This is a genomic window from Acrocarpospora macrocephala (assembly GCF_009687865.1).
Lineage (GTDB): Bacteria > Actinomycetota > Actinomycetes > Streptosporangiales > Streptosporangiaceae > Acrocarpospora > Acrocarpospora macrocephala.
This window is the reverse complement of record NZ_BLAE01000024.1, coordinates 125,928-152,238: the sequence shown is the minus strand read 5'-3', so window position 1 is coordinate 152,238 and position 26,311 is coordinate 125,928. Positions and strand designations below refer to the sequence as shown.

Genomic DNA, 26,311 nt, shown 5'->3' with positions numbered 1-26,311 from the left:
CCGGACGATTCCGACGCTGAACCGAACCGGCACGAGCACGCCACCCACCCAGGCCGGGAACCACCCGGGCCGGCTCTGTGTGCCGGCTCTGCGTGTCGACTTTGCGTGTCGACTTTGCGTGCCGACTCTGCGTGCCGACTCTGCGTGCCGACTCTGCGTGCCGACTCTGCGTGCCGACTCTGCGTGCCGACTCTGCGTGCCGACTTTGCGTGTCGACTCTCGTTTGGTCGGTGCCGGCTTCGTCGGGTTCTTCGGCGGTGACAAGCCATGGTCGAGGAGCTAGGAGCGGGTGGCGGTGGTCCAGGAGGCGTACAGGTCGGCGTAGACGCCGGGGTCGTTGACGAGGGCGGTGTGTGGGCCGCGCTGGACGATTCGGCCGTGCTCGAAGACGATGATCTCGTCGGCGGCCTCGGCGGTGGAGAGGCGGTGCGCGATCGAGATCGCGGTGCGGCCTCGGGTGACGCCGTCCAGTGCCCTGGCCAGGCGGACCTCGGTGGCCGGGTCCACGGCGGAGGTGGCCTCGTCCAGCAGGAGCAGGTCGGGGTCGGCCAGGTAGGCGCGGGCCAGGGCGACCAGTTGCCGTTCCCCCGCCGAGAGCGACTCGCCGCGCTGGCCGACCGGGGTCTGAAGGCCCTGTGCGAGGCCCTCCAGCCAGTCGGCCAGGCCGAGTTCGGTGAGGGCGGTGGTCAGTTCCCCGTCGGTGGCGTCGGGGCGGCCGTACCGGATGTTCTCGGCGAGGGTGGAGTCGAACAGGAAGCCGTCCTGCGGGACCATCACGATCCGCTCGCGCAGCGAGGAGAACCTGATGCCGCGCAGGTCCACGCCGTCCAGCAGGATCCGGCCAGAGCCGGGGTCCATCAGGCGGGTGAGCAGCTTGGCGAAGGTGGTCTTGCCTGAGCCGGTCTCGCCGACGACGGCGATCCTGCTCCTGGGCGGGATCTCGGCGGAGACCTCGCGCAGCACGGGCGGGCCGTCCGGGTAGGCGAAGTCGACGTTGTCGAAGGTGACCGAGATCGGGCCGCGCGGCAGGATCGCGCCGTCGGCTGGGTCGGCCACGTCGGCGGGGGTGTCGAGCACGCCGAGGATGCGCCGCCAGCCGGCGATCGCGTTCTGCGCCTCGTTCAGGACCTCGGTGCCCATCTGCAGCGGCATGATGAACAGGGTGATCAGGAACAGGAAGGCGAGCAGTTCGCCGGCCGTGATCGTCTTGTCGGCGCCCAGGACGACGCCGAGCAGCACCACCCCGGCGATGGCGAAGGAGGCCACCAGCTCGGTGACCGGGAAGGTCAGGCCGATGATCCGCTGAGCCCGGATCTGCGCCTTGCGCTGGGCGTTGATCGCGGTGTCGATGCGGTCCGAGGTGCGGTCCTCCGAGCCGTACGCGCGAATGACGGCGCTGCCCACGACCGACTCGCTGACCCCGGCCAGCACGTCGCCGGTGCGCTCGCGTACCGTCGTGTAGCCGCGCGCGACCAGCCGCTGGAAGCGCGGCAGCGCCAGCACCACCGGCAGGAAGCAGCCCCAGACCACCAGGGTGAGCTGCCAGGAGTAGACGGCCATCAGCACGGTGGCGATGCCCAGCTGGCCCACCGCCAGGATGATCATCAGGCCGCCCCACTGCATGAACGTGCTGATCTGGTCCACGTCGCCGGTCACCCGGGAGACCAGGGCGCCACGCCGCTCGGTGTTCTGGGTGAGCACCGACAGGTCGTGCACGTGCCGGAAGCCCTTGCCGCGCAGGGTGGCCAGGCCGGACTCGGTGGCCCGGTAGAGGCGCACGTTCATGAGGTAGGAGCACAGCGCGGTGAGCAGGACGGCCGCGGCGCAGGCGAGCAGCGCGTTCCGGATGAACGGGAGGTCGGGGGTGGCCTTGGCCAGCCCTTCGTCGATCACCTGCTGCACCGCGATCGGGACGATGATCTTCCCGACGGTCGCCAGGACGGCCAGCACGAGCGTGCCGGCCAGCCCGCGCTTGAACTCCGGCGAGAGCCGGAATCCCTGCCGGACCGTCTCGACGGCGGATCGCTCCAGCGCTTGCATCGTCACGCGACAGCCTCCTCTTCCAGGGCGGCCCGCTCGGCCTCTTCCCGCTCGTACGCGGTGACCAGGTTGCGGTAACCCTCGCACCGATCCAGCAACTGCTCGTGGGTGCCGTGGTCGGCGACCACGCCCTGCTCCAGGTAGATCACGTCGTCGGCCAGCGCGATCGTGGCCATCCGGTAGGCGACCACGATCACGGTGGAGGCCTGCTCCCGCAGGCCGACCAGGATGCGCTTCTCCACCTGCGGGTCCACGCTGGACGTGGCGTCGTCCAGGATCAGCAGCCGGGGCTGCCTGGCCAGCGCCCTGGCCAGCGCCAGCCGCTGCCGCTGCCCGCCGGACAGGGTCGCGCCGCGCTCGCCGACGCGGGTGTCGAGGCTGTCGGGGAGCGCGCTCACGAAGCCGTCGGCCTGGGCCAGCCGCAGCGCCGCCCAGACCCGCTCGTCCGGCAGGTCCGCGCCGAGGGTCACGTTGCCGCGCACGGAGTCGTCGAACAGGAACGTCTGCTGCGGCACCAGCGACACGCTGGCCGCCACCCCGCCGCGCACCACGTCCCTGAGGTTGGTCCCGTCGACCGCGACCACCCCCTCGTCGGGGTCGATCAGCCGGGACAGCAGCAGGGTCAGGGTGGACTTGCCCGCCCCGGTCTGGCCGACCAGGGCGACCGTGCGGCCTGGAGCCGCCTGGAAACTGACGCCGCGTAATACCGGCGCGCCGGGGTCGTAGCCGTAGGTCACGCCGGTGGCCTCGATCCTGGCGGGGGCGTCGCCGGGGAGCACGGCTGTGCCGTACTCCAGGGAGCCGGTCGCGTCCAGGACATCCTGGACGCGGGTCCAGCCGACGACGCTGCGCGGGAGCTCGGCCAGCACCCAGCCGAGCGCCCTGATCGGGAAGGCCAGCAGCGTGAACAGGTAGGCGACCTGGATCAGCTCGCCGGAGGTGACATCCTGGCTTCCCAGCCGGTACGCGCCGGCCAGCAGCACCGCCAGCACGCCCAGCGTGGGCAGCGCCTCCAGGAGCGGGTCGAACAGGCCGCGGATCCGGCCCACCGCGATGTTGGCGTCGCGCAGCTCGTCGGCTCTGGCCTGGAAGCGCACGGTCTCGGCGTCCTCGCGGCCGAGGGTCTTGACCACGAGCGCGCCGTCGAAGCTCTCGTGGGCGACCTCGCTGACCGCGGCGCGCAGCTCCTGAGCGCGGGTGGCGAGCGGGGAGAGCCGCCGCTGGTAGACCAGGTTCAGTAGGGCGATCGCTGGAAATATCAGGAAACCGACGATGGCCAGCACCGGGTCGGTGATCACGATCGCGACGGCGGCGGCGATCAGCATGACGACCACGCCGACGGCCATCGGGAGCGGGGCCAGCGGGCCCCAGGCCGCCTCGGCGTCGGAGCTGGCGATGGAGAGCAGCTGGCCGGTGGGGTGGCGGTGGTGCCAGGCGAGTGGGAGGCGCAGGTACTGCCTTGTGGCCGCGCGGCGGGAGCGGGCCTGCATGCGGAACTGCATGATGCCGGCCAGGATGCGGCGGCCCATCACGCCGAGTGCTTTGAACAGGGCGGTGCCGATGATGAGCAGGGTGGCGGTGGCCAGCGCGCCTTCCGGGGCGCCGCCCTGGAAGGCCGGGATGACCGCGTGCTCGGTGGCCCAGCCGAGGGCCCAGGCGGACAGCACGGTCATCACGCCGTAGACGGCGCTGGAGAGCACGGCCGCGAGGAAGATGGACGGTTCGGCGCGGATCGCGTGACCGATGACCTTGAACCCCTGGCGCATGACTGTGGATGAGACCTTTGTCGGCACGCGGGGTCCTCTCGATCGGGTGGCTGCCAAGGAATGACAGTACATAAGGGGACAGACATCCTGGATCAGCCCATTGGCCGACACGAAGGCAGGTCGTTGGTCCTAAGCATTGAAAATTGCCGCGATCTGTCGGAATATTCCCGAACTTCCCCGATCGTTCGTTCGAATCCGTCATTGCCGTGGTTCTCCCACCCACCCAGCCCGTTGTTTCACCTCGGGCTCCGCCCGACCCCGTTGTTTCACCTCGGGCTCCGCCCGGCCCCGCCAGTGCCGTGATTGCCGTCACGATGCCAGACCCGGGAGCCCAGTGGTTCTCCTACCCAGCCCGTTTTTCGCCTCGGGCTCCGCCCGGCCCTGGCATTGCCGTGATCGCCGTCACGAAGTCACACCTGGGAGTCCAGTGGTTGTCCTATTTCCCGGGCTCCGGCCGCCCGCGCTAGAACGCCGCTCGGTCTAGGCTTGAGGGGTGACCCAGGTGACGCAGGAAACCCACGCGCGTGCCGAACGCCGTGCGCTCAGCGATCTGTTCGTTCGGCTCGGACCCGGCGCGCCGACCCTCTGTGAGGGCTGGACCACCGCCGATCTGGCCGCCCACCTGGTGGTCCGGGAGCGGCGCGTGGATGCCTCGGCGGGTATCGCGGTGAAGTTCCTGGCGCCGTATACGAGATCGGTGCAGAACCAGCTGGCCGCGCGGCCCTACCCCGAGGTCGTGGGCATGTTCCGGGAGGGGCCGCCGCGGTGGACGCCGTATGGGCTGGTTCCGGGCCTGGACGCGCTGGTCAACACCGTCGAGTTCTTGATCCACCATGAGGATGTGCGCCGGGCGCAGCCCGGCTGGGAGCCGCGTGTGCTGCCCGCGGATCTGGACGACATGCTGTGGCGGCGGCTCAGGACGGGTGGGAGGTTGTTCTTCCGCAAGTCACCCGTCGGGGTGGTGCTGCGCCGGGCGGACACCGATGACAAGGCCGGGGCGAAGATGGCGGAACCGGCCGTGGTGGTGACCGGCGAGGCCCAGGAGTTGCTGCTGTTCGCCTTCGGCCGTCAGGATCATGCCCGGGTCACGCTCGATGGCGACCCTGACGCGGTGGACCGGCTCATGAAAGCTCCGCTGGGCATGTAGCCACGCGCGACCGGAACGGAGCTCAGCGGCTTTGCGGTAGTCGACCCATTCCGTACGGGCACGTAGCCACGCGCGACCGGAATCCCAGGTGGGTCACGAAGGGTCGCCTGAGCCAATCGACCTTGTGTGCTCGATGGCCTGGTCGAGTCGTGACATGGTCCGTGTCACGAATTGGTCCACGAGATGCGCCATACATGCCTTATGCTATAGCAATGGAACCGTTCGGGCTCTATCAAAACGAGATCTACTTCAACGGATTGCGGGGCGTTGTCCCGGCGTATCCGATGTCCTTCGCTGAGCTGGAAGAACGTGCTGAGGCCGTGCTACCGCCCTCGGTGTGGTCGTACGTCGCGGGCGGCGCCGGTGACGAGCACACCCAGCGCGCGAACGTCGCCGCGTTCGGCCGGTGGGGGCTGATCCCGCGGATGTTCGTCGGCGCCGCGCGGCGCGACCTGACCATCGAGCTGTTCGGGCGAACGCTGCCCTCGCCGCTGTTCCTGGCGCCGATCGGCGTCATCGGCCTGTGCGCGCAGGACGGTCACGGCGATCTGGCCACCGCCCGCGCCGCGGCCCGCACCGGCGTCCCGATGGTGGCCTCGACGCTCTCGGTGGACCCGCTGGAGGACGTCGCCGCCGAGTTCGGCGACACGCCCGGCTACTTCCAGTTGTACACGCCGACCGACCGAGAGCTCGCCGAGAGCCTCGTCCATCGGGCGGAGAAAGCCGGGTTCGCCGGGATTGTCGTCACGCTCGACACCTGGATCACCGGCTGGCGCCCGCGCGACCTGCGGACCTCGAACTTCCCGCAGTTGCGCGGCCACTGCCTGACAAACTATCTCGGGGATCCGGTGTTCCGGTCGCGGCTGGACCGGACCCCGGAGGAAGACCCCCAGGGCGCGATCCTGCGCTGGGCGCAGGTGTTCGGCAACCCTCTCACTTGGGACGATCTGCCTTGGTTGCGGTCGATCACCACGCTCCCGCTGCTGGTGAAGGGCATCTGCCATCCGGACGACGTACGACGGGCGAAGGACGGCGGGGTGGACGGCGTCTACTGCTCCAACCACGGCGGACGCCAGGCCAACGGCGGTCTGCCGGCGCTGGACTGCCTGCCGGGCGTCGTCGAGGCGGCGGACGGGTTGCCGGTGCTGTTCGACTCCGGCGTACGCAGCGGCGTCGACATCGTCAAGGCGCTGGCGCTCGGGGCGACCGCGGTCGGCGTCGGGCGTCCGTACGCGTACGGGCTCGCGCTCGGCGGCGTCGACGGGGCCGTCCACGTGCTGCGCTCGCTGCTCGCCGAGGCCGACCTGACGATGGCGGTGGACGGCTACCCCACGATCGCCGACCTGACGCCGGACGCGCTTCGGCCGACGACAGGATAAGCGGCCCAAAGGGTCCCGACGGGCTGCGCTCGACGCCGGCCAAGAAGGGTCAGGCGGGTCCGAAAACGCGGATCGCGTCCGGCGGGAGCTCGACGATCAGCTCGGAGCCGTGGTCGACGGGCGCCAGGGTCCGGACCACCAGCTCGCGCTCCCCGAGATCCGCCACGTATCGGTAGTGGTCGCCGAGGAAGGCCCGCGAGCGGACCTTGACCGTGACCACATTGACCGCGTCCGCGGGAGCGCCGCTCGGCGGGTGCACCACGATGCGCTCCGGGCGGACGGTGAGCCGCACGTCGCCATCGAGGCCCGCACCGGCCGGAACGACGAGCGGGCGGACCAGGCCGTCCAGCCGCACCCGCGCGGTGCCGTCCGCGCCCGGCACGGCTCGCCCCGCGAGGACGTTCACGGTCCCCACGAAGTCGGCGACGAACACATCGGCCGGCTCCTGGTAGATCTCCTCCGGGGTGCCGATCTGCCGGACCCGGCCCTGGTCCATGACCATGATCCGGTCGCTCATCGAGAGCGCCTCGTGCTGGTCGTGCGTCACGAACACGGTGGTGACGCCGATCCGCCGCTGCAGGGCGCGCAGCCACTCCCGGGCGCGCTCCCGCAGCTTGGCGTCCAGGTTGGAGAACGGCTCGTCCAGCAACAGCAGGTCGGGCGGGTGCGCCAGCGCGCGGGCCAGTGCCACGCGCTGCTGCTGCCCGCCGCTGAGCTCGTGCGGGTAGCGCTGCTCCAGGTGGTCCAGTTCCACGAGCTCAAGCACCTCCCGGACCCGGGCCGCCCGGGCCGAGCGCTTCTCCTTGCGGAGCTTGAGCGGGTACGCGACGTTGTCGTGCACCGACAGATGCGGCCAGACGGCGTAGGACTGGAACACCACGCCGCAGTTGCGGCGCTCGGGCGCCACGTCGATCCGGCCACCGTCGAACACCACCCGGTCGCCGAAGGTGATGGTCCCGCGGTCGGGCGAGTGCAGACCGGCGATCGACCACAGCGTCGTCGACTTGCCGCAACCGCTGGGACCGAGCAGCGTGAACAACTCGCCGTCCCGCACGCGCAGGTCGAGGTCGTGGAGCACGACGTTGGCACCGAAGCTCTTGGCGACCTTGGTCAAGGTCAGATCAGGCATGTGCCCGCACCCCCAGGAAGATTCGCCCGGCACCGAGCACCGCGAGGGTGATGGCCATCTGGATCACCCCGAAGGCGGCGACGGCGCCGCCGGTGCTCGTCGCCGCGAGTTGCAGCATGGTCAGACCCATGACCGGTGTCCGGTCGGTGACGAGGAAAACGGCGGGGTCGGCGTCGTTCAGCATCGACACGAACAGCAGGATGAAGCACGCGGCCATGGCGGGGGCGCTCAGCCGGAGCGCGACGCTCACCGAGGCCCGCCACCAGGTGGCCCCGGACGTACGGGCGGCGCGAACGAGGTCCTCCCCGATCGCGACCAGCGCCGGATAGAACACGCCATAGCCGAGCGCGAGGCTGCGCACGGCGAACGCGAGTCCGATCCCCCACAGGCTGCCGCGGACGGCGCCGCTCGGGTCGAGGATCGCGAACGACCAGAAGAACGCCATGCCCGTCACGAGTCCGGGCATCATCCGGGGCCACACCACCGCCTGCTGCAGCGATCCGCGGAACCGGAAGGCGGAGCGGTGGGCGACCACCGAGACGACGGCGATGGCCGCCGTCGCCAGCAGCCCGCCCACCCCGGCGATGAGCAGGCTGTTCACGATCGATTCCGACCAGATCGGATGGTCGGCGATGGCCTGGAAGTTCGCGGTGGTCAGCACGGACCACGGCGTGACGTACGGGGTGAGGATGGTGGTGAAGGCCGACATCACGACACCGGCCAGCGGGACGGCGACGAGCACCCCCAGCGCGGTGGCGAGCACGGCCGCCAGCGACCACCGGACCGGTCCGAGGTCCACCACCCGCATCGCGGTGGCTTTTCCGGTGACCGTCGTGTACCGGGAGGCGTCTCCGACGAGCCGGTTGCGAAGGACGAGGAGCCCGGAGACGCAGACGAGGAGGAAGACCGCGCCGGCGGACACGAGTCCCTGGTTCGGCGGCGCCGCGTTGATCCAGTTGCCGTACAGATAGGTCGAAACGAACGTGATGTCGTTGGAGAACCCCAGGATCAGCGGCAGGCCCAGCACCTCGAAGGAGATCGCGAAGACGAGCAGCGCGGAGTTGAGGACGGCCGGCCGCAGCAGGGGCACGGTCACCGAGACCAGCGCCCGCAGTGGACGCGCGCCCGCGCTGCGCGCCGCGTCCTCCAGCGCGGGGTCGACGGCGAGCACGGTGGTGCGGCAGAAGAGGAACACGGTCGGCGCGGCCACGGTGGTCGCCACCAGCGCCATGCCCGGCAGCGTGTACAGGTCGACCGGGAACCGGAGCACCGTGTTGACCTCAAGCCAGGAACTGACGTACCCCGACGGTGCCCACATCGCCATCCAGCCGACGATGAGCACGAGTCCGGGGAGCATGACCGGAAGGATGAGGACACCGGCGAAGAGCCGGCGGAACGGCATGTTGGTACGGGTCAGGAGCACGGCCGCACCCACGCCGAACGGCACGGACGTCACTGTCGTGAGGGCGGCGAAGGTGGCGCTGTTTCCCACCGCGCCCCACCAGGCGGAGTCCGTCACGAGGTCGCGGAAGTTGCCGAGCGTGAGGTGACCGCCGGATCGGTAGAGCGGCGTCGACCACAGCGACGCGAGGGCGATCGGCACCACGGGGCCGACGACCACGACCAGGGTCGCGGCCCAGATCAGGTAGTGACTGGCGGTCGTCGGAACGGATAGGCGGATGCGGCCGGACCCTGAAGCCGCCGCCCCGGGCCTCGGCGCGGCCGTGACCGTCATCGGCCGAATGCCTTGTTGAAGCGGGCGACGATCTGGTCGCGCTCGTCGGCGAGCTTCGGTGCGAACGTTGCGATGATCAGGTTGTCCTCGCCGACCGCGGCCTTGACCTGGGGCAGGCCGAAGTCGCACGTCACCCCGTCGCGGTAGGGCGTGAAACCGCCCTGGCACGCGGCCTCCTGGCCCTCGACCGACAGCAGCCAGTTGACGAAGACCTTGGCCGCGTTCGGGTGCCCGGCCTTGGCGGTCACCCCGATGGCGCGCGGCAGCAACGGCGTCCCGTCCTTGAGGTAGCTGTAGTTCACGACCTTGGCGACGTCGCCGGTGATGAACGCCCGGACGTTGCCGGAGACGAAGAACTCCGCGGCGTACTGGCCCTGGGCGAGCTTGGTCACCAGCGGACCGTTGCTCGACTCCACCGCGGCGTGGGCGCCGATCTTCTCGAGCGTGTCCCACCCGGCCTCGCCGTACTTGCCGAGATACGCGCTGGTGGCTCCGAATTGGATGACGTTGCTGATGTCGGTCGTCCCGATCTTCCCGTCGAGCTGCCGGGCCATCGCCGCCAGCTCCACCATCGTGGTGGGCTGCTTCGCTTCGGGGAGCAGCGCCTTGTTGAACACCGCGATGACCGGATCCACCGACATGGCGTAGACGCCCGGGCCCAGCACCGCGTGGCCGGGCAGGTTCGGCGTGTTCGGATCGGTGTAGTCCTCGATGTTGCCGTTCCGGATGAAGGACAGCCAGCCCACCGCGTCGCTGCTCATGATCACGTCGGCCGACGAGGTCCCCGACGCCGCCTCGGTCTCGTAACGCTGGAACATCTCCTGGTTGCCGAGCGCGAGGCTCCGGAGCGTGATGCCGGGGTACGCCTTCTCGAAGGCCTTCACGACCGGCGCCATCTGCTGCTCTTCGGCGTTGGTGTAGAGCAGGACCTCGCCCTCGGCACGCGCTGCCTTGAGGGTGGCGTCATCCACGGGGGTGACCGCCGAGGCCCGCCCGACGTTCGCCGTCGCCGTGGGCGTCGTGGCGGCGGTATCACCGGCCGAACTGCCGCACGCCGCGAGAGTCAGGGTGGCGGCGAGCGCGAGGGGCGGAAATGCGGTCCTTCTCATGGTGTTCCTCGGGTTCTTTCGACGGCGGCGTCGCCGGGTCGGACTCGGAGGACCGTGCAGGCAGCTGATCACGGTCGGCTCACTGGGGCACTCGCCATCTTGTGAATGCTATTGCAAAACTGTCAATAGTTGCAGACAGCTTTTGCCATGGAACTTTCCGGCGGTGAACCCAGGCAGTGATGGCGACACGGCGTGTCGGCGTGGTGACGATGCGCGCCGGCGTGGCGACACGATTCCTGGGCGCAGCGCCCCGTCGTCAGCTGCGTATCCCGAGCAGGTGCGCCCGCCGGTCAGTCGACCGCCCGGGCCGCGGCTCGGCCGGCCACCCGGCCGGAAAAGAGGCAACCACCGAGGAACGTGCCCTCGAGCGCGTTGTAGCCCATCATCCCGCCACCACCGAACCCGTTGACCTCACCCGCGGCGTAGAGCCCCGGGAGCGGGCCGCCGTCGGCACGCAGGCATCGGCCGTCGAGGTCGGACTCGAGACCACCGAGCGTCTTACGCGACAGGATGTGGAGCCGCACGGCGATCAGCGGCCCGGCCTTCGGATCGAGCAGCTTGTGCGGGGTCGCCACCCGGCTCAGCTTGTCGCCGCGGTAGTTGCGCGCGCCGCGGATCGCGGTCACCTGCGCGTCCTTGGTGAACGCGTTGTCGATCTCACGGTCGCGCGCCTCGACGAGGGATCGGAGCGTGGACTCCTTGATCTCCGGCGCATCCGGGCCGGCGAGCTCGTTCATGCCCGCGACCAGCTCGGTGAGGTCGCCGGCGACGACGAAGTCCGCACCGTGCCGCTTGAACGCCTCCACCGGGGCCGGCGCCCCACCTCTGACGCGCGACAGGACGAGCTTGATGTCCTTGCCGGTGAGGTCGGGATTCTGCTCAGACCCGGAGAGCGCGAACTCCTTCTCGATGATTTTCTGGGTGAGCACGAACCACGAGTAGTCGTAGCCCGTCAGCCGCAGGTGACGGAGGGTTCCCAAGGTGTCGAAGCCCGGGAAGTACGGTGCGGGCAGCCGCTTGCCGGTGGCGTCGAGCCAGAGCGACGAGGGGCCAGGGAGGATGCGAATGCCGTGGTTGTCCCAGATCGGGTCCCAGTTGCGCAGACCCTCGACGTAGTGCCACATCCGGTCCGGGTTGATGACCCGGGCGCCGGCCGCCTCGGTGATCCCCAGCATCCGGCCGTCCACGTGCGCCGGCACCCCGGCCACCATCGTCCGCGGCGGCGCCCCCAGCCGGGCCGGCCAGACCTTGCGGACCAGGTCGTGGTCGCCCCCGATGCCACCACTGGTGACGATCACGGCCTGGGCCCGCAGCTCGAAGTCGCCGATGGCGAGGCGCGACGTCGGGCGGCCTCGGTCCGCGGCCGTGGGCTCGAGCACCTGTCCGCGCACCCCGGCGACCGCGCCGCCCTCGACGACGAGACCGTCGACCCGGTGGCGGAACGCGAAGCGGATCCGTCCGCTGCCGGAATGGGCGCGCACGCGTCGCTCGAAGGGCGCGACCACACCGGGCCCGGTCCCCCACGTGAGGTGGAAGCGCGGGACCGAGTTGCCGTGGCCGTCGGCGCGGCCGTCGCCGCGCTCGGCCCAGCCCACCAGCGGGAAGACCCGGTGCCCCATGGCACGGAGCCAGGCACGCTTCTCACCGGCGGCGAAGTCGACGTACGCCTCGGCCCACGCCCGGGGCCAGCGGTCCTCCTCGCGGTCGAACTGCGCGCTGCCGAGCCAGTCCTGCCAGGCCAGCTCGCGCGAGTCCTTGATGCCCATCCGGCGCTGCTCGGGGCTGTCCACGAAGAAGAGCCCGCCCAGGCTCCAGAACGCCTGACCCCCTAGCGACTGCTCCCCCTCCTGCTCGACCAGCACGACCGATCGACCGGCGTCGGCGGCCTCGGCGGCCGCCACCAGGCCGGCGAGGCCCGCCCCGACGACGATGATGTCGGCGTCAGCCACGGCTCACGCCCGGAGTCGTGGCCGGCACGCGGAGCACGGCGAGGGGGACATGGTGCTGGCCGGCGTGCATGTCGCGGTCCCGCAGCGATCCCTGTGAGACGGGTCGCGGGAACGAGATCTTGACGACGTTGAGCGACGGAATCCGGAACACCTGGATCGTGCCGGCGTCGACGCGGTAGAGGTCGGCGATCACCCGCTCGTTGAGGAACGCCTCGTCCGCCACGATCCGGTAGCCGTCCGCATCCCGCATGAACAGCTCCATCGTCACCCAGAAGGGGCCGGCGTTCTTGGACCGGACCTCGAGTGCGAGGTCACCGACGGTGCTCGGGGGCGCCACAGGAGGCGCCGTGCTGTCAGCCATGGTGGTTGTTGTCTCCGTGTTCGATGCGGAACATGCCGGTGGGCGTGATGCTGTCGACGACGTGGTTGAGCACGAATTCGTAGGCCGGGCCCCGCTCGACCTCCGCCGGCGAGGACGCGAAGGCGAGGCTGGGCAGGTAGTGCATCTCGGGCGTCGGCAGATGCAGCATCAGCGGGTTGGCGAGCTTCGCCACCGCCGTGGCGGTGGCCTGGTCCGGGGCGTTGACGAGGAGCATCACGCCCACCTCCCGCGGCGGGCTGGTGTCGAACTCGAGGTCGTCCAGCACCGCGTTGTGGCCGTAGAGGCGAAGGTCGAAGGCATACTCGTCGTCCGCGAGTCCCAGGGTCTGACTCACCCACCGCCGCAGATGCGCGCGCAGGAGGTCCGCCCAGGACTCGATGTCCGCGAGAATGAGCGGATCGCGGACGGCGGTGAAGGACATGGTCTCGTAGCCGGTGACCCGGGCGCCCTCCAGTTTGACGGTGTGCTGGTCGGCGGTGTGGAACCGCGACCCCTCGACCCGGACCGTGCGGTCGTCCACGGCGCCGTAGGTCGCCGCACGCACGTCCAGGGTTCCGGCGGGCTCACGCATCTCGAACGGGTTGACCGTCTCGTACAGCATGTGGGCGGCGACCGTGTACGGCGTGCACGCGTTGCCCGGGTCGAGCGGCTCGATCGTGAACCCGCCCGCGTCGATCGTGGTGTGCACCCCGCCCGCGCGCGGGTTGACGGTGCACTGGCCGCCGCACTCGACGATCTTGGCGGCGTGCCAGCTGGGTCCGGCCGACATCCCCTTCATCAGCGGGTACGCCGCCGCCACCGCCGTGTCGGTCGCGCGGCCCGCGAGCACGACCTGGGCACCCGCCGCGAGCGCCTCGACGATCGGTTCGTGTCCCATCATCCCGACGATGTGGGTGCAGCTCTCCAGCGTCTCGGCCCGGATCCCGCCCAGGGGCGGCAGCGGGTGGATCCGGCCGGCGTCGAGGTGTTCCTTGAGGTCGGCCGGGTTCTGCTCGCTGTAGATCCGCGCGACCTTGAGGTCCAGGCCGTCCTCCGCCATGATCTCGGTGACCATCCCGGCGACCCAGTCGACGCCGCTGTCGGTGCCGCTGGTGCCGCACGAGCCGATGATCAAAGGCGCCGCCGCGCGGGCCGCCGCCCTGAGCAGGCTGCGCAGGTCGCGGGCCACCGCCTTCGCGGTGGTTTTCGCCGTCGCCGACCCGAGGTAGTACGGACCGGAGTCGGTGGACCCGCCGTCCACGGTGATCACGTCGACGCCGAGGGCCAGCCCGCGCTCGATCGTGGCCTCGTCCCATCCGGCGCCGAGCATGCCGACGGGCGTCATGATCCGGACGGAGTCGACCGGTGTGTTGTCCATGGTTCGCTTCCTTTCGATGGTTGGCGTCCTCGCTCATGCCCGTACCGCCGCGCGCCGCATGACGTCCGGACGGGTGACCGCGAACCGGGGAGCGCCCTTGAGCGAGGCCACCAGCTCGGCGGCGCCCTCGAGCCCCGCGGCCCGGCGGGCCTCGGCCGACTGGCCGGCCAGGTGGGAGTACACGACGATCCCGTCGACGTCCCGCAGCGGACTGTCGGGGGGCAGCGGCTCGGCGCACACGACGTCCAGCGCCGCCCCGGCGATCACACCGGCGCGCACGGCGTCGACGAGCGCCTGTTCGTCCACGATCGGCCCCCGCGCGGTGTTCACGAGCACGGCGCCAGGCTTCATCCGGCGGAACGCCGCGGCGTCGAGGAGGCTCCGGGTCCGTTCGGTGAGCGCCGTGTGGACGGAGACGTAGTCGGAGGCGGCCAGGAGCTCGTCGAGTTCGACGAAGCGCACGGACTCGCCGGACCGCTCGCTGACGGGCACGCTCGTCCTGCAGAGCACCGACATGCCGAACGCGCTCGCGAGCGGGACGACCGCCCGGGCGACTGCGCCGTACCCGATCAGGCCGAGCGTCGCACCCCGCAGCTCACGCCCGTCCTCGCGCGGCCACGCCCCGGCCGCGACACCCGCGGCGCTCTGAACCAGGCGGCGGGCGGCGGCGAGGAGCAGCCCCAGCGTGTACTCGGCGACCGCGTTCGCGTTGACGCCCGGGAGGTTGCTGACCGTGATACCCAGCCGCGCGGCGGCGCCGACGTCGACGGAGTCGTACCCGGCCCCGGTCCGCACGATCACGCGCAACGCCGTCGCCCCCGCGAGCACGTCGGCCGTCATCGGCTCGTTCGCGATCAGAGCCCCTTCGACGTCACGCAGCGCCGCCGCCAGCTCTGCCGGGTCACGCCGCCCGCGCATCGGCAGGTGCACGGTTTCGCATCCGAGCCGGCGCAGGTAGTGATCGACCTCGTCATCCGGCCTCAGGTAGTCGGTGGTGATCAGGACGCGAGACACCATGGTTCTTCCTCGAAACGTCGGGGCGTGGCGCCTCATGGTAGGTTTGCTATAGCTTGTTCGTCAAACGTTGCATAATTCGCTGCCATGGCGATGCGCTAAGCTACGGCTGTGGCCACCGAATCCCTCGCAACGCTCAGCAGCGACACCCTCGCCGACCAGGCCTACCGGTCGGTCCGGGCCGCCATCGTCACGGGCGAGCTCGGGCCGGGCCAGAAGGTGACGGAGCGCGGGCTGGCCGAGCGGCTCACCGTGAGCCCGACACCGGTGCGGGAGGCGATCAGGCGGCTCGAGCAGGACGGCCTTCTCGAACGCACCGGGCCCCGCACGGTCAAGGTCTCCACCATCGGCGACACCGCGCTGCAGGACCTCGCCGAAGTGGAGGTCGCGCTGCGCGGCATGGTCGCCCGGTTCGCGGCCCGCCACGTGACGCCCGAGCAACTCGGCAATCTCGACGCCATCCTCGACCAGGCCGACGACCTGCTGATCCTTATCAAGCAGCGTCATTCCAACGGCGACCCGGTGACCCGGAATGTCAACCAGCTCCTGGACACGATGGAGCGGTTCAACGACGCCGTCAGCGCCTGTGCCAACAATCCGGTCCTGATGCGTCTGCTCGACCAGACCCGGGTGTTCTCCCGCTCCGAGAGCCGGGCCCGGCGGCTCGAACGCATCGCCCAGGACCCGAGCTTCGGTCTTGACCGCTACACCACCCACCGTGCGCTGGTCCGCGCACTGCGCGCGGGGGATTCTGCGACAGCCGAGGCCGTCGTGATCGAGGACGCCCGGGGCGGTCTGAGCGCTCTGCTCTCCGACGGCTAGTGCTTTGACCCGCACACCGTCAGCTTTCGCCTCCGACGAATCACCGCGCTGAGCGTGAACCTCCAGCACGCTGACGGGGTCTTCGAGCTGCGAGTCGCAAGGATGATCCGAGCCGTCCAGCGCGCGACCGAGCCCGCCGCGGCCCGTCCGTGCGCACTCAATGGCCTGGTTGAGTCGACGTGGCTCACGAAGGGTTGTCTGGGGGTGCGGTCAGGATGTCCATGATTGCCTGACCGGCCTTGGTGTCGCGTACCGGGTCGGTGGGGGTGTCTGCGCCCCGGATGCCCTGCTTGATCGTCGCCAGTGCGGCTTTGACCACGGCGTCCGCGACGTTTCCCTGCTCGTACGCGAGGGGGTCGGACCCGAAGGCGAGTCCGGCGGCGGCCAGGAGGGTTCGCACGCTCGGGGCGCCCTTGATGGCGAAGCCGCGCAGGAGCTGGGTCGCGGTGCGCTCGGCCACCTGGCGTTCCTGGTTGAAGTTGATCACGTCGGAGAGGGCGATGCCGCCGAATTCTGGATAAGGGCCGGCCACCAGCGCGGCGGCGATCGCGGGAACGTCCGGGTCCGCTTTGTCGGAGGAGGGCTCCCCCAGGACCTCGGCCGCCAGGGCGATCCGGATCCTGGATGGCGGGTAGGCTCCCTGGCCGCTGTCCGGGCCTGTCGCCAGGAAGTCGGTCAGTGCGGCGGCGAATGCGGGGCCCGCGGCGAGGGTGCCGTACACGTCGGCGAACACCTCCCCCAGCCACCGCCGCCACACCGGCCTGCGCGCGGCCGGAACAGCTGCGTCGACCAGTCGTTCGAGTGTCGGGGTGAGCCGGAAGTCGGTTTCCACGTGGTGGCCGACCTCGTGGGCGAGCACGAGGGCGTCCGGCAGGTGCCGCAGCTGGAACCACGGGATGCCGATCACCGGGACCGGCAGCCGCTCGACCACCGCGCGGAGGGTCCCTGGCGGGAGAACGCCGATCTCGCTGCGGTAGGAGGCGCCGCGCGGGATCGCGAACGGGGTGCTGTCCTGGCTGAAGAACGTGAGCGGTGGTTCCCGCACCCGATCGGCTGGAACGTTGTGCGGCCCGGATCCCCGCTGCCTGGCCAGGCGGTAACACTCCCAGGCGAACTCGTCGGCCATCGCCAGATAGTCCCGGAAGGCGGCTACGAAGCGGAGGGTCAGCTTCGACCGGAAATATTCGAGCACCTGGTGAATCCTGAGCAGCGAGCGCTCGGTCTCCGGCCAGGTGTCGAGCACGTCCGCGGCGTCCACCCGAGGCCGCAACTCGGCGATCGGCACCGCCATCGCGGCCACGATCGCCGCCACCTGGGTGTGATGTTTCTCCAGCGGCCCGCCCGCCCGGCTCAGCTCGCTCCAGGAGGCGAGTTCGGCTTCGAGACCCCCGAGCTTGGCCCGCAACTCGGCCCGCCGCCGCTCCGCCGCGCTCATTGCCGACCAGGGCGGAACGTGGCGTCGGGACGCTGCTTCGAGAAGAGCCCGGTCGTCGCGAAGCCGCGTCCGGCCGCCGCGCTCATTGTTTGCCCGGGTGGAACATGGCGTCAGGGCGCAGCTTCGAGAAGAGCGCGGTGGTCGCGAAGGGGAGTTCGGCCGAGGCGGACTGCACGCTGCGCCAGATCTCCGCGGGGCTCTCGCCGTTGACGAGAGCGGCGGCGATCCGGGTCATCTGCGTGGCTCTGGCCTTCCCGTCGGCGAGGCCGGTGGCCAGCAGGGTCCAGATCCCGTCCACGGCGAGCAGGTCGTCGGCCATCCTGTTGCGCAGCAGCACAGCCAGAGCGAGTTCAAGGGACGTGCTGGGCGTGATCGAATCCAAGATGATCAAGGGTGGGACGGTCTGGCCCAGGGTGTGGACGAAGCGATCCAGGTCGTCGACGGTCAGGCCGGAGCTGGGCTCGTCGGTCAGGAAGTGCAGGATGGGCACCTGGCCAGGGCGTTCGATGGCCGCGATCAGGTGGATGACGTCCAGCCGTTCCGCTTCGCCCACGTCGGCGATCATCTGCCGGTCCAGTGTGGACGCGTCCAGATCCTCCAGAACCGTGAGGTGGACCGAATGGTCGCGATATATCGCCTCGGTGTCGGCGACGCTGCCCCGCAGGCCGCGCTGCCATCTCACCGACCTGCTCCGGCTCGGTTGAACAAGCAGCACGTGCGGCGGACGACCCCCGCGCGCCGTGCGCAGCGCCCGATGCAGAGCCCGCCAGGTGGAGCGGCGTAACCGACCCTGGTCCCGGAGCCGGGACTGCCGCTGGAACTCCCGCAGGTCCACCGCCGCCGTGGCGCCGAGGACCCGGTCGACTTCGTCGTGCGGCAGGGCCAGCCGGGCGAGCAGGCGTTCCACCGCCTGCGCCTCGACCCGCAGGCCCTCCCGGACGCCGATGCCCCGATAGAGGTAGCGCAGCTCAGGATGGCGGGCCAAGGGGCCGTCGTGCGTCTGGGCGTCGTCGGCGGGAAGCCGGGCCAGCTCCCAGGGGACCGAGGCGAGCGGGCCACCGTCGAGCAGGCGCAGGTCGACGGGCTTGCCGTCGCCGCGGGGTGCCAGGCGTGGGCTCAGTGGCCTGAGCACCTGTCCGGCTGAGCGGGCCCAATCGATCGGCTGGGTCAGCTCCCGCGCCAGCCGGAGCTCGCCGCCCGCACCCGAGACATCGAGCCAGTCGGGGATCCTGAACAGTTCGGTGGCGGTCCCGCGCGGGCCATCCACCTGCACCTGCAGGCGTATCCGATCCTGCGACAGGCCGAGCCGGAGCGTGAGCTCGTCGCCCGCGTGGCCGGGCACGGTCGGAGCCGCCTCGGGCTCGCCGGAGGACCCGGGGATGAGCGTCTCGGCCGCGACTCTGGCGTCCTCGTCGCGGCCAAGCGCGGCCCACAGGCGAACAGCCTCGTCGGCGGCAGCCCGCGCGGCCGAGGACAGGCCTTGGGCCAGAGCCAGCGCGGAGAGCGCCGCCGCCAATTCAGCACGACGCGAGGTATCCCCGAGCCGGGCTCCATCCTGCGCGACCCCGAGCCGGGCCACCGCGTCCGCGAGACGCCGCCTGGTGACCTCGTGCGGGTCGATCGGCAGTCGCCGCCGGGCCAGCGCGATCAGATAGGCGGCGCACAGTTCGGCATGGTCCGCGTGCTGGTCGAGGAATCCAAGGGGCGGTTCCGGCTCGCCGGGGCGGGCGGGTTCGAGGCGGTCCATGGCGTCGATCCAGTCGAGCCAGACCAGGGGGTCGAGCGCGCCGAGCAACGCGGCCGCACCCCGAAGCAGTTGCCGCGCCAACTCGGCGCGGCCGTCCAGCCGGGCGACCTCGGCCGCCACGAGATCCAGGTGCGCCCGGTCGGCGACCGGGTACTGATCACGCTCCAGCAGCCATGGATCGAGGGTCTCCCGGGCGAGCGCGTGGGCCAGTTCCGTATCGCCCATCGACGCGGTGCCCCGCAGCTCGCCCAGCAGCGCGAGCCGTGCCCCCGTTTCCTCGAACTGCCTGATCCCGCGCAGTATCGCGCGCGCGAACAGGGCGTCGCCGGACGGGAGGCCACCCAAACCTGCCGCCACCAGCAGGTCTGGCGGACCATCCTGCGCTCTGTCCACTGTCTCGGCGGCCAATTCCCGGGCTAGGGACCACTGGGACCGCCCGTATCGCACGTCGATCCGGGCCAGCCTGGCCGAAAGTTCGAGGGCGGGCGGCAGCTGCGGATGGCGCTCGACGGCATCCAGGGCCCGCTCGGCGAGGCGCACGTTCCCGGTTCGCCTGAGGTGCAACCGGACGAGTTCCAGCGTGAGCGCGGCGTAGTCCGGATCCGAGACGACCTGGCGGCGCGCCGTTTCCAGAATCTCCTCGGCGGCGGCGGTCCGCAGCAGGTCGCCCTCGGCTCGCGCCGCCAGAATCGCGGCCCGAACCGGGTCCGCGTCACCCAGGCCGCCGTCGGCTCGCGCCCCCGCGATCGGGCCCAGGTCGCCGTCGGCTCGCGCCCCTGGAATCGGGTCCGGGCCGCCCAGGTCATGCTCCGCCAGGAACAGCCGAGCCCGGTACGGCTGCCGCAGCTCCAGCATCGCCTCGGCGGCCACCAGCACGACCTCGCGCGCCTCCGCCCGCGCGCCGGGACGCGTCAGGCGCTCGACCGCCTGACTCGGACGGCCGAGCCTGATCAATGTTTCGCCCAGTTCGGGGAGCGCGGCGCTGCCCGCCCGCTCGAACCAGTCGAGAGCGGCCGTCAACCGGCCGCTGGCCGCCTGCAGGCTGCCGTAGCGCCGTGCGGCATACGTCGCGACATCGTCCAGGCCCAGATCTCCCGCGCGCCTGAAGACCGATGGCAACGATTCGGACGGCCTGATATCGGCGCGCGCCAGCAGGGTGTCGGCTTCGAGCGACGGCAGGACACCCAGCTCCACGGCGCGGGCGATCGTGGCCTCGGCCTCCTCCACCCGCCCGCGCAGCGCGTCCACGGCGGCTTTCGCGACCAGGTGGGCGACGGTCGGACCGGTGATCTCCGGATGGGCGATGAGCAGCAGGTCGGCGGCGGCGAGATCGCGTTCGGCCGTGCTCCACGAGGCTCCGGCCGCACCCGCCGCACGCTCCTTGCGGGCGCGGGTGACGGCGGCACGGGCGAGCGCGATGTGGGCGTCGTACCAGGCCTCATGGTCGACCAAGACGGGTTCGCCGCTGATGTCCTGGTAGTCGGCGGAGAGCAGGTCGGCGGCGAGTTCGGCCGCCCAGTCGTCACGCCCGGCCAGCCAGGCCTCCTCGAGGCCGGCCCGCCAGAAGGCGAGCCCGTCGTCGCGGGCGAGGTGCAGCCGGTGGAAGACGATCTCGCGGGTCCAGCGGGCCCACAGGGCGGGCTCGGCGTCGCGGCGTTCGGTGTAGTAGCGGGCCGACGCCTCGTGCAGCCGCGAGAACACCGCCTGGTCGCGGAGGAAGGCGCGGACCGGGCCGCGCAGGTTCTCGTGGAACATCACCACGTCGGGGGCGACGGGGAAGACCCAGGAGGACGCGCCCGCGTACCGGATCAGCTCCGCCCAAAGGGCGGGCAGGCCGAGGTCCTGGGGCGGCTGCCCGGTGGTGAGGAAGATCTTGATGTCGCGCCGGGGGCGGCCGTCGTGGGCGGGGTTGTCGAGCGGGTTGTCGGTGGTCATGCCGCGCGTCAGGTACGGCGGCAGCACCCGGGTGACGTAGTCCAGGTCGAGGCGGCGGGGCACGACGCCGTAGCGGAGCAGCCAGCGGAGGCGGTCGTCGGGGATCCGTTCGAGGATGCGGTCCAGGCAGTAGAGCAGGGCGGGGTCCTCGGTCTGGTCGATCTCCGTGGCCGTGATGGCGGGGTTGCCCTGGGCGAGGTCGCCGTACAGGGCGAGGGTGAAGGGCAGGCCGTCCGATCTTCTGATCATGGCGGGGATCAGGTCGTCACGCGCGCCGCGCCGGACGAGGTAGCGGGTCGCCTCCTCCGTGTCGAAGGGCGTGACTTCGACGCTGTCCGCCGCGGGGAACCGTTCGGTGAAGCCGGGGAGGCGGTCGCGGAGGTCGTACCGGCCGGAGAGGACGAAGCTCAGGGTGGGGGCGGCGGTGTGGAGGGCGGCGAGCAGGTCGAGCAGGACGGCGGGGTCGGCGACCGGGCGGAGGATGACCTCTTCCAGGGTGTCCAGGACGATGATCGCGCGGGTGAGTCCGGGGGCTTCGGCGAGGGCGGCGAGGAATCGGCCGGTGATGTCGGCGGAGTCGGCCGCCACCGACGCCACCTCGCCCAGCAGCGCGGTGTCGGGGACCGCGGCCCGGCTGAGCGCGCGACGGTATTTGCCCTGGTCGCGGAGGAGTTCCTGGAAGGGGGCGCCGGTGATCTGCGGGTTCAGCTGCCCGGCCAGCTCCAGGAGCAGCAGCCACGGGAACCGGATGGCGTTGACCGGGTCGATCACGTCGAAGTCGATCCGGGCGCACGGGATGAGCGGGTCCTGGGTCAGGCAGTGGCGGGCGGTGAACCAGCGCAGCTGCATGGTCTTGCCCATGCCGCCCATCGCGTAGAACTGGAGGATCCCGGGCCCTTCGGTCAGCGCCGCCAGCCGTTGTTCAAGATCGTGGCGGGCGAGGTATCGGCCGGTCTGGTGGTATTCGGTGGCGTACAGACCGCGCGCGGTCAGCCGGACCTGGCGGGCGTCGCGCCGCTCGGCCAGGTCGATCGGGACCAGGTGGGCGCGGCCGGGGTCGGCCAGCACGTCCACCAGGTCCTGGCAGCCGGCGAGGTCGAAGTCACGGTCGGCGGCGTCGTACAGGCGGTCGAAGAGCTCGCGGGCGCGGACCGGAGCGCAGAGCACGCATTGGCGTAGCTCTTCCAGTTCGTCGGTTCCCCGGTAGTACGCGGCCAGGTCCAAGGCGAGGGAGGCGAGCGCGGGCGGGACCTGGGCGGCTCCTGGAGTGAGGCCTTCGTCCACCCACCACTGGTCCCAGGCGCAGTCCCGCAGGCTGGGCTCCAGCCGGTACTGCCCGGGGGCGGTTTCCCGCACGCGCCCGGCGGCCACCAGATCGTCCAGTTCGTCCCCGTCGCCGCGGAGCAGCCGGTCGTACAGGTCCGCGTCGAACCGGGTGACCGCCGCGCACCGTTGCAGCGTGCCCCGCCCGGGCAGCTGCCCGAACAGCAGCATCGCCAGATCGGTGGTCATGGCTTACCCGCCGACGGGGGCAGCAGCGTGTGGAGCTGGGTCAGCCGGCTCGGATCCAGCCACGGCCCCGGCAGCGTGCTCAGCGTCTCCACGATCTCCTTCCACTGATCCCGGTACGGCCTGCGCACCCGCGCCCCGTACTCCCGGAAGATCCGCACCGTCTGCGCCTGCGGGAACTTCTCCACCTCCAGCGACTCGGCCAGGCCGGGGTAATCCCCCAGCCCGTCGGCCGTGCGCTCGGCCACGATGATCCGCACGCCCGGGACCTCGCCCGCCGCGACGGGAACGAGGAGGCCAGGCACCAGGTAGTCGGTGAGCTCCAGTGAGAATGCGCTCCCCACATGGTCCAGCGCGATGATCAGCGGCTCGTCGCCCGCCACCTCGGCCAGCAGCGCGCGCATGGCGTCGAAGAGGCGGGCGCGCAGTTCGGGCTCGCCCTCATGGGCGGGCTCCCAGCGCCCGCCGTCGTCGGGGTCGAGAGCCTCCGGCGGAGGAAGCCGCCCCTGGCGCAGGTGCACCAGGGCGTGCCGGAACCGGCGGACGGGTTCGGGGTGGGCGTCCGCCAGCGTTCCGGCCACCGCCCGGAGGATGTCCAGCCAGGACACGTTCTTGCCGTCCTTGATCGCCTGCACGTCCACGTATCCGGCGTGGCAGCCGCGCAGGTGCCAGGTGAACATGGCGGACCTGAGCAGGGACGTCTTGCCCGCCTTCGCCTCGCCGCGGAGCAGCAGCGCCTGCCAGGGGGCGTCGAAGTCAGGGCCGCCCCAGAGCCGCCAGTGTTCGGCGGTCCTGTCGATGGTGGAGAGCACGGTGGGATACCAGGCGCGGGTGGCCCGTTCGGCGTTCTGCCTGGTGGCCACGCCGAGCCGCCAGGGCAGCACGTGTTCCGGCTCGCGCCGTACCAGCAGGGAGGGCAGCGCCCAGGCGGGGTCGCGCGCGGTGAACAGGGCGCGGCGGGCGCGGCGCACGGCCGCGTCCAGCGGATCCCCGGCGGCGAGGGCGGCGTAGACGCGCCCGGCGAAGGCGACCGCGGACGGGGACGGAATGTCGCCCTGCATGGCCAGCACCGCGTCGGCGCCGCGCGCCTCGAACGCGCCCGCCATCGCCCAGGTGGCCCGCTGCGCGTCCGCGGCCTGCCCATACGAGGTACGGCAGGCGTTGAGGAACACGATCCGCGGCCCGCCCCGCAGCGCGTTCCCGACCATCTCGCTGGTGACCGACTCGACGCCCTGCGCGGTCACCAGCTCCAGCATGGGCGAATCGTCGAACGGGTCGGTCCCGGCGTGGCCGATGAAGTGGAACACGTGCGGCTGGAGCGCCTCGAACCGCTCGAACAGTTCGGTCGGGGTCGGCTCCCAGAGCACCTCGGCATGCCAGGCCCCGGGCTGCTCCCCCAGCGCGCTGCGGATGGCGTCGACCTCGTCGGCGGCCCGCAGGTCGGGGTCCCGCGCGTTGCCGACGGCGATCAGCAGCCGGATCGGGACCAGGAACTCGCCGACCCGGCCAGGCTGGAAGTCGCCGCGCAGGCAGGGCCGGTCGTCGTCGAGGAACAGGTGCCGCCGGTCGGGATCGGTCATCAGCTCCCACGGCAGGGCCCGCAGTTCGACCGGGCGGATGTCGAGATATGTCCGCATGGGCGAGTCCCGCAGATCCGTCCAGGCCCGGCCCACGTCCGTGGCGGCCACCAGGTCGTAGAGGGCCTCGCCGGTCGCGCGCCGGACCGCCGGGTCGGGGACCCCGAGCAGGACCGCGCGGGCCTCTCGCAGGCCCGGCGACGCGGGGATGACGCACCGGGCCACCGGCTCCCGCGTCCAGGCGCCGGCGGCCGCGTCCCGATCGGTGTAGAGCGCGGCCGGGTAGCCGCCCTCGGCCGCCGGGCCGACCCTGAGGATGCTCGTGATCAACAGATGCCCCTAGACGCCAGGAAACAGCCTCTGCGCGTATGCCGCAAGGTCCCCCAACCGGCCGTCGGACGGCTGCGCCGCCGCTTCCGGGCGGGCGCCCCGGCGCGCGTCCGGCTCACCGGCCGCGGCGATCTGCACGGCCGCCGCCAGGTTCGCGCCGTTCGTCGCGGCCTCCTGCAGGCCCTGGGCGCGTTCCCGCTCGGATTTGGCCTCTTCCTTGGCCTCGGCCGCGTCCTGGCGGGCGGCGGCCGTCCCGGCCCGCTGGATCGAACTGCCGAACAGCGCGCCCACCCCGGCGAACACGATCGCCTCAAGCCCGCCGAGCAGGTAGACCAGGCGGTCCCAGTGCTCGTCGTCGCGCAGGAACCCGAGCACCACCAGCACGGCCGCGAACACCACGATCAGCACGATCGCCACCACGGCCTGCAACATGCTCAGGCCGCCCTGTTGCTGCTCCATCGGCATCCCTTCCGCGTTTTTTCCGAGCTTTTCTTCAGACGTGCGCGGCGCGGGAGTGGTTGTCAGCGGGCCAGCGTGATCTGGTGCACGCCCATCCGGCCGCGCTCGAAGGCGAGGCCGCCGCCGACCAGGTAGAGCCGCCAGACCCGGGCCAGCTCCGGGCCGACCAGCGCGACCGCCCGGTCGAAGCGGTGCTCGAAGGTCTCGTGCCAGGCGTGCGCGGTGCGGGCGTAGTCCTCGCGCAGGCTCTCCACGTGCACGGCCTCGAACCCGGCCTCCTCGAAGATGGCGATGGTCTCACCGAGCGGGCGCAGGTGCAGGTCGGGAGCGATGTAGCGCTCGATGAACGGCCCGCCGCCCGGCCCGCCGCCGCCGCGCGAGCGCTGCTGGACGACGACCCGGCCGCCCGGCTTGACCATCCGGAACAGGGTGGCCGCGTACATGGCGTAGTTCTCCTCGCCGACGTGCTCGCCCATCTCGATCGACGAGATCGCGTCGTACGGCTCCCCGGTGATGTCCCGGTAGTCCTGCAGCCGCACCTCGACCCCGGCGCTCTTGGTCCGGATGAAGGCGCGCTGCTCGCGGGAGACGGTGACGCCGGTGGCGCGGGCGCCGTACTCGCGGGCCGCGTACAAGATCATGGAGCCCCAGCCGCAGCCCACGTCGAGCAGGCGGTCGCCGCGCCGCAGGTTCAGCTTGCGGCAGACCAGGTCGAGCTTGCGCCGCTGCGCGTCCGCCAGCGTGTCGCCGGGCGCCCAGCGGGCGCACGAGTACGCCATGGACGGGTCCAAGACCAGCTCGTAGAACTCGTTGGGCAGGTCGTAGTCGTGCGCGTGATCCCGGACGTGCCGCTTAGCCCGCGGCCGCGCCTCGCTGGCGGGGACCGGCGGGCGCGGCCCGAGCACCTCCGGGATGGCCCGCAGCGCCCGCGCCAGGGCGGTCTTGCCCGGTTTGGCGCCACGGCTCGCCCAGACCCGCCGGAAACTCTCCGCGAGGTCGCCCTCCACGTCGAGATCCCCCGTGACGTACGCCCGGGCCAGGCCGAGCTCTCCCGGGTTCCAGAGCAGCTGCCGGAGCGCCAGCGGCGATCTGAGGACCACCACGGGCGCTCCGGCGGGCCCTGCGAAGCCGCCGTCCCAGGTGCGCAGCGCCACCGGCGAGAAGCCCCCGAACAGCTCCTCGACGAGAGGCATCAGCCGCCCGGCGAATCCGGAGGTGAGCGTCTCCGACATGTTTCTGCCCTTTCCAGGATGAACTGGTGGACGTTCAGGTAGCCGGACCGGAACCCGGCCTCGGAATACGCCAGGGTGCAGCGTCCACATGCGGTGCGCGAGGCCAGCATACGATCATGCGCGGGTCACGTTCGATGAATGGTTCATCCGCGCGAACCCAGGGCAGGCGTTTCACCCGATGACGGGAATTTTCCGGGGCGCGGGCGAGTTGCGGGCCTGGGATGATCTCCGCAAATCCCCTACGGTTCCGGCCGAAAT

Annotated in this window: 17 protein-coding genes; 3 read left to right on the top strand and 14 right to left on the bottom strand. The window is 71.3% G+C overall.

Annotated features, from left to right (window positions below; all coding sequences use genetic code 11):
- Positions 1 to 279: 279 nt before the first annotated feature.
- Both Amac_RS21905 and Amac_RS21900 read right to left on the bottom strand, forming a co-directional pair.
- Positions 280 to 2,040 (bottom strand): ABC transporter ATP-binding protein, encoded by a 1,761-nt coding sequence (locus Amac_RS21905; protein WP_155356261.1) that lies wholly within the window; start codon positions 2,038 to 2,040, stop codon positions 280 to 282.
- 2 nt (positions 2,041 to 2,042) lie between these two features.
- Complete coding sequence (locus tag Amac_RS21900) at positions 2,043 to 3,806, bottom strand: ABC transporter ATP-binding protein (RefSeq protein WP_246268562.1); 1,764 nt, start codon at positions 3,804 to 3,806, stop codon at positions 2,043 to 2,045.
- Positions 3,807 to 4,299: 493 nt separating this feature from the next.
- On the opposite strand from Amac_RS21900, the gene Amac_RS21895 reads away from it, so the two are divergent.
- Together Amac_RS21895 and Amac_RS21890 are read left to right on the top strand one after the other, a co-directional pair.
- Positions 4,300 to 4,953 (top strand): TIGR03085 family metal-binding protein, encoded by a 654-nt coding sequence (locus tag Amac_RS21895; RefSeq protein WP_246268560.1) that lies wholly within the window; start codon positions 4,300 to 4,302, stop codon positions 4,951 to 4,953.
- A 212-nt stretch (positions 4,954 to 5,165) separates the two neighbouring features.
- Positions 5,166 to 6,332, top strand: a complete 1,167-nt coding sequence (locus tag Amac_RS21890) for a lactate 2-monooxygenase (RefSeq protein ID WP_155356241.1) — start codon at positions 5,166 to 5,168, stop codon at positions 6,330 to 6,332.
- Between the two features lie 49 nt (positions 6,333 to 6,381).
- On the opposite strand, the gene Amac_RS21885 is transcribed toward Amac_RS21890, so the two are convergent.
- The 7 genes from Amac_RS21885 to Amac_RS21855 all read right to left on the bottom strand — a co-directional run bounded on the left by Amac_RS21885 (position 6,382) and on the right by Amac_RS21855 (position 15,010).
- Positions 6,382 to 7,461: an ABC transporter ATP-binding protein gene (locus tag Amac_RS21885; protein ID WP_155356240.1), complete on the bottom strand. Its 1,080-nt coding sequence runs from the start codon at positions 7,459 to 7,461 to the stop codon at positions 6,382 to 6,384.
- On the bottom strand, positions 7,454 to 9,196 hold the full coding sequence (locus Amac_RS21880; RefSeq protein WP_155356239.1) for an ABC transporter permease: 1,743 nt from the start codon (positions 9,194 to 9,196) through the stop codon (positions 7,454 to 7,456). Before Amac_RS21880 ends, Amac_RS21885 begins: the two co-directional genes overlap by 8 nt.
- Positions 9,193 to 10,305, bottom strand: a complete 1,113-nt coding sequence (locus Amac_RS21875) for an ABC transporter substrate-binding protein (RefSeq protein WP_155356238.1) — start codon at positions 10,303 to 10,305, stop codon at positions 9,193 to 9,195. The genes Amac_RS21880 and Amac_RS21875 overlap by 4 nt, the downstream gene beginning before the upstream one ends.
- A gap of 290 nt (positions 10,306 to 10,595) precedes the next feature.
- Positions 10,596 to 12,254, bottom strand: a complete 1,659-nt coding sequence (locus Amac_RS21870; RefSeq protein WP_155356237.1) for an FAD-binding dehydrogenase — start codon at positions 12,252 to 12,254, stop codon at positions 10,596 to 10,598.
- The gene (locus tag Amac_RS21865; protein WP_155356236.1) at positions 12,247 to 12,615 is read right to left on the bottom strand and encodes a DUF4387 domain-containing protein; all 369 of its coding nucleotides are present in this window, start codon (positions 12,613 to 12,615) and stop codon (positions 12,247 to 12,249) included. Before Amac_RS21865 ends, Amac_RS21870 begins: the two co-directional genes overlap by 8 nt.
- Positions 12,608 to 13,993 (bottom strand): acyclic terpene utilization AtuA family protein, encoded by a 1,386-nt coding sequence (locus Amac_RS21860; RefSeq protein WP_155356235.1) that lies wholly within the window; start codon positions 13,991 to 13,993, stop codon positions 12,608 to 12,610. Before Amac_RS21860 ends, Amac_RS21865 begins: the two co-directional genes overlap by 8 nt.
- A gap of 33 nt (positions 13,994 to 14,026) precedes the next feature.
- Positions 14,027 to 15,010, bottom strand: coding sequence for a phosphoglycerate dehydrogenase (locus Amac_RS21855; protein ID WP_218041215.1), 984 nt, complete (start codon positions 15,008 to 15,010; stop codon positions 14,027 to 14,029).
- 108 nt (positions 15,011 to 15,118) lie between these two features.
- Here Amac_RS21855 and Amac_RS21850 point away from each other — a divergent pair, with 108 nt between their 5' ends.
- Complete coding sequence (locus Amac_RS21850) at positions 15,119 to 15,829, top strand: GntR family transcriptional regulator (protein WP_155356234.1); 711 nt, start codon at positions 15,119 to 15,121, stop codon at positions 15,827 to 15,829.
- A gap of 184 nt (positions 15,830 to 16,013) precedes the next feature.
- On the opposite strand, the gene Amac_RS21845 is transcribed toward Amac_RS21850, so the two are convergent.
- The 5 genes from Amac_RS21845 to Amac_RS21825 form a co-directional block, all read right to left on the bottom strand.
- On the bottom strand, positions 16,014 to 17,264 hold the full coding sequence (locus Amac_RS21845; protein WP_155356233.1) for a hypothetical protein: 1,251 nt from the start codon (positions 17,262 to 17,264) through the stop codon (positions 16,014 to 16,016).
- An 82-nt stretch (positions 17,265 to 17,346) separates the two neighbouring features.
- Positions 17,347 to 22,458, bottom strand: coding sequence for a hypothetical protein (locus tag Amac_RS21840; protein ID WP_155356232.1), 5,112 nt, complete (start codon positions 22,456 to 22,458; stop codon positions 17,347 to 17,349).
- The gene (locus Amac_RS21835) at positions 22,455 to 24,362 is read right to left on the bottom strand and encodes a CHAT domain-containing protein (RefSeq protein WP_155356231.1); all 1,908 of its coding nucleotides are present in this window, start codon (positions 24,360 to 24,362) and stop codon (positions 22,455 to 22,457) included. Before Amac_RS21835 ends, Amac_RS21840 begins: the two co-directional genes overlap by 4 nt.
- 9 nt (positions 24,363 to 24,371) lie before the next feature.
- A complete protein-coding gene (locus Amac_RS21830) occupies positions 24,372 to 24,821 on the bottom strand; it encodes a hypothetical protein (protein ID WP_155356230.1) in 450 nt (149 codons plus the stop codon).
- Positions 24,822 to 24,883: 62 nt separating this feature from the next.
- Positions 24,884 to 26,053, bottom strand: coding sequence for an SAM-dependent methyltransferase (locus Amac_RS21825; protein ID WP_155356229.1), 1,170 nt, complete (start codon positions 26,051 to 26,053; stop codon positions 24,884 to 24,886).
- Positions 26,054 to 26,311 lie beyond the last annotated feature (258 nt).

Bases quoted from the DNA above. Each gene is read 5' to 3' on its own strand.
- Amac_RS21905 (WP_155356261.1), bottom strand. From the start codon at position 2,040: ATGCAAGCGCTGGAGCGATCCGCCGTCGAGACGGTCCGGCAGGGATTC.
- Amac_RS21900 (WP_246268562.1), bottom strand. From the start codon at position 3,806: ATGCGCCAGGGGTTCAAGGTCATCGGTCACGCGATCCGCGCCGAACCG.
- Amac_RS21890 (WP_155356241.1), top strand. From the start codon at position 5,166: ATGGAACCGTTCGGGCTCTATCAAAACGAGATCTACTTCAACGGATTG.
- Amac_RS21885 (WP_155356240.1), bottom strand. From the start codon at position 7,461: ATGCCTGATCTGACCTTGACCAAGGTCGCCAAGAGCTTCGGTGCCAAC.
- Amac_RS21880 (WP_155356239.1), bottom strand. From the start codon at position 9,196: ATGACGGTCACGGCCGCGCCGAGGCCCGGGGCGGCGGCTTCAGGGTCC.
- Amac_RS21875 (WP_155356238.1), bottom strand. From the start codon at position 10,305: ATGAGAAGGACCGCATTTCCGCCCCTCGCGCTCGCCGCCACCCTGACT.
- Amac_RS21865 (WP_155356236.1), bottom strand. From the start codon at position 12,615: ATGGCTGACAGCACGGCGCCTCCTGTGGCGCCCCCGAGCACCGTCGGT.
- Amac_RS21860 (WP_155356235.1), bottom strand. From the start codon at position 13,993: ATGGACAACACACCGGTCGACTCCGTCCGGATCATGACGCCCGTCGGC.
- Amac_RS21855 (WP_218041215.1), bottom strand. From the start codon at position 15,010: ATGGTGTCTCGCGTCCTGATCACCACCGACTACCTGAGGCCGGATGAC.
- Amac_RS21845 (WP_155356233.1), bottom strand. From the start codon at position 17,264: ATGAGCGCGGCGGAGCGGCGGCGGGCCGAGTTGCGGGCCAAGCTCGGG.
- Amac_RS21840 (WP_155356232.1), bottom strand. From the start codon at position 22,458: ATGACCACCGATCTGGCGATGCTGCTGTTCGGGCAGCTGCCCGGGCGG.
- Amac_RS21830 (WP_155356230.1), bottom strand. From the start codon at position 24,821: ATGGAGCAGCAACAGGGCGGCCTGAGCATGTTGCAGGCCGTGGTGGCG.
- Amac_RS21825 (WP_155356229.1), bottom strand. From the start codon at position 26,053: ATGTCGGAGACGCTCACCTCCGGATTCGCCGGGCGGCTGATGCCTCTC.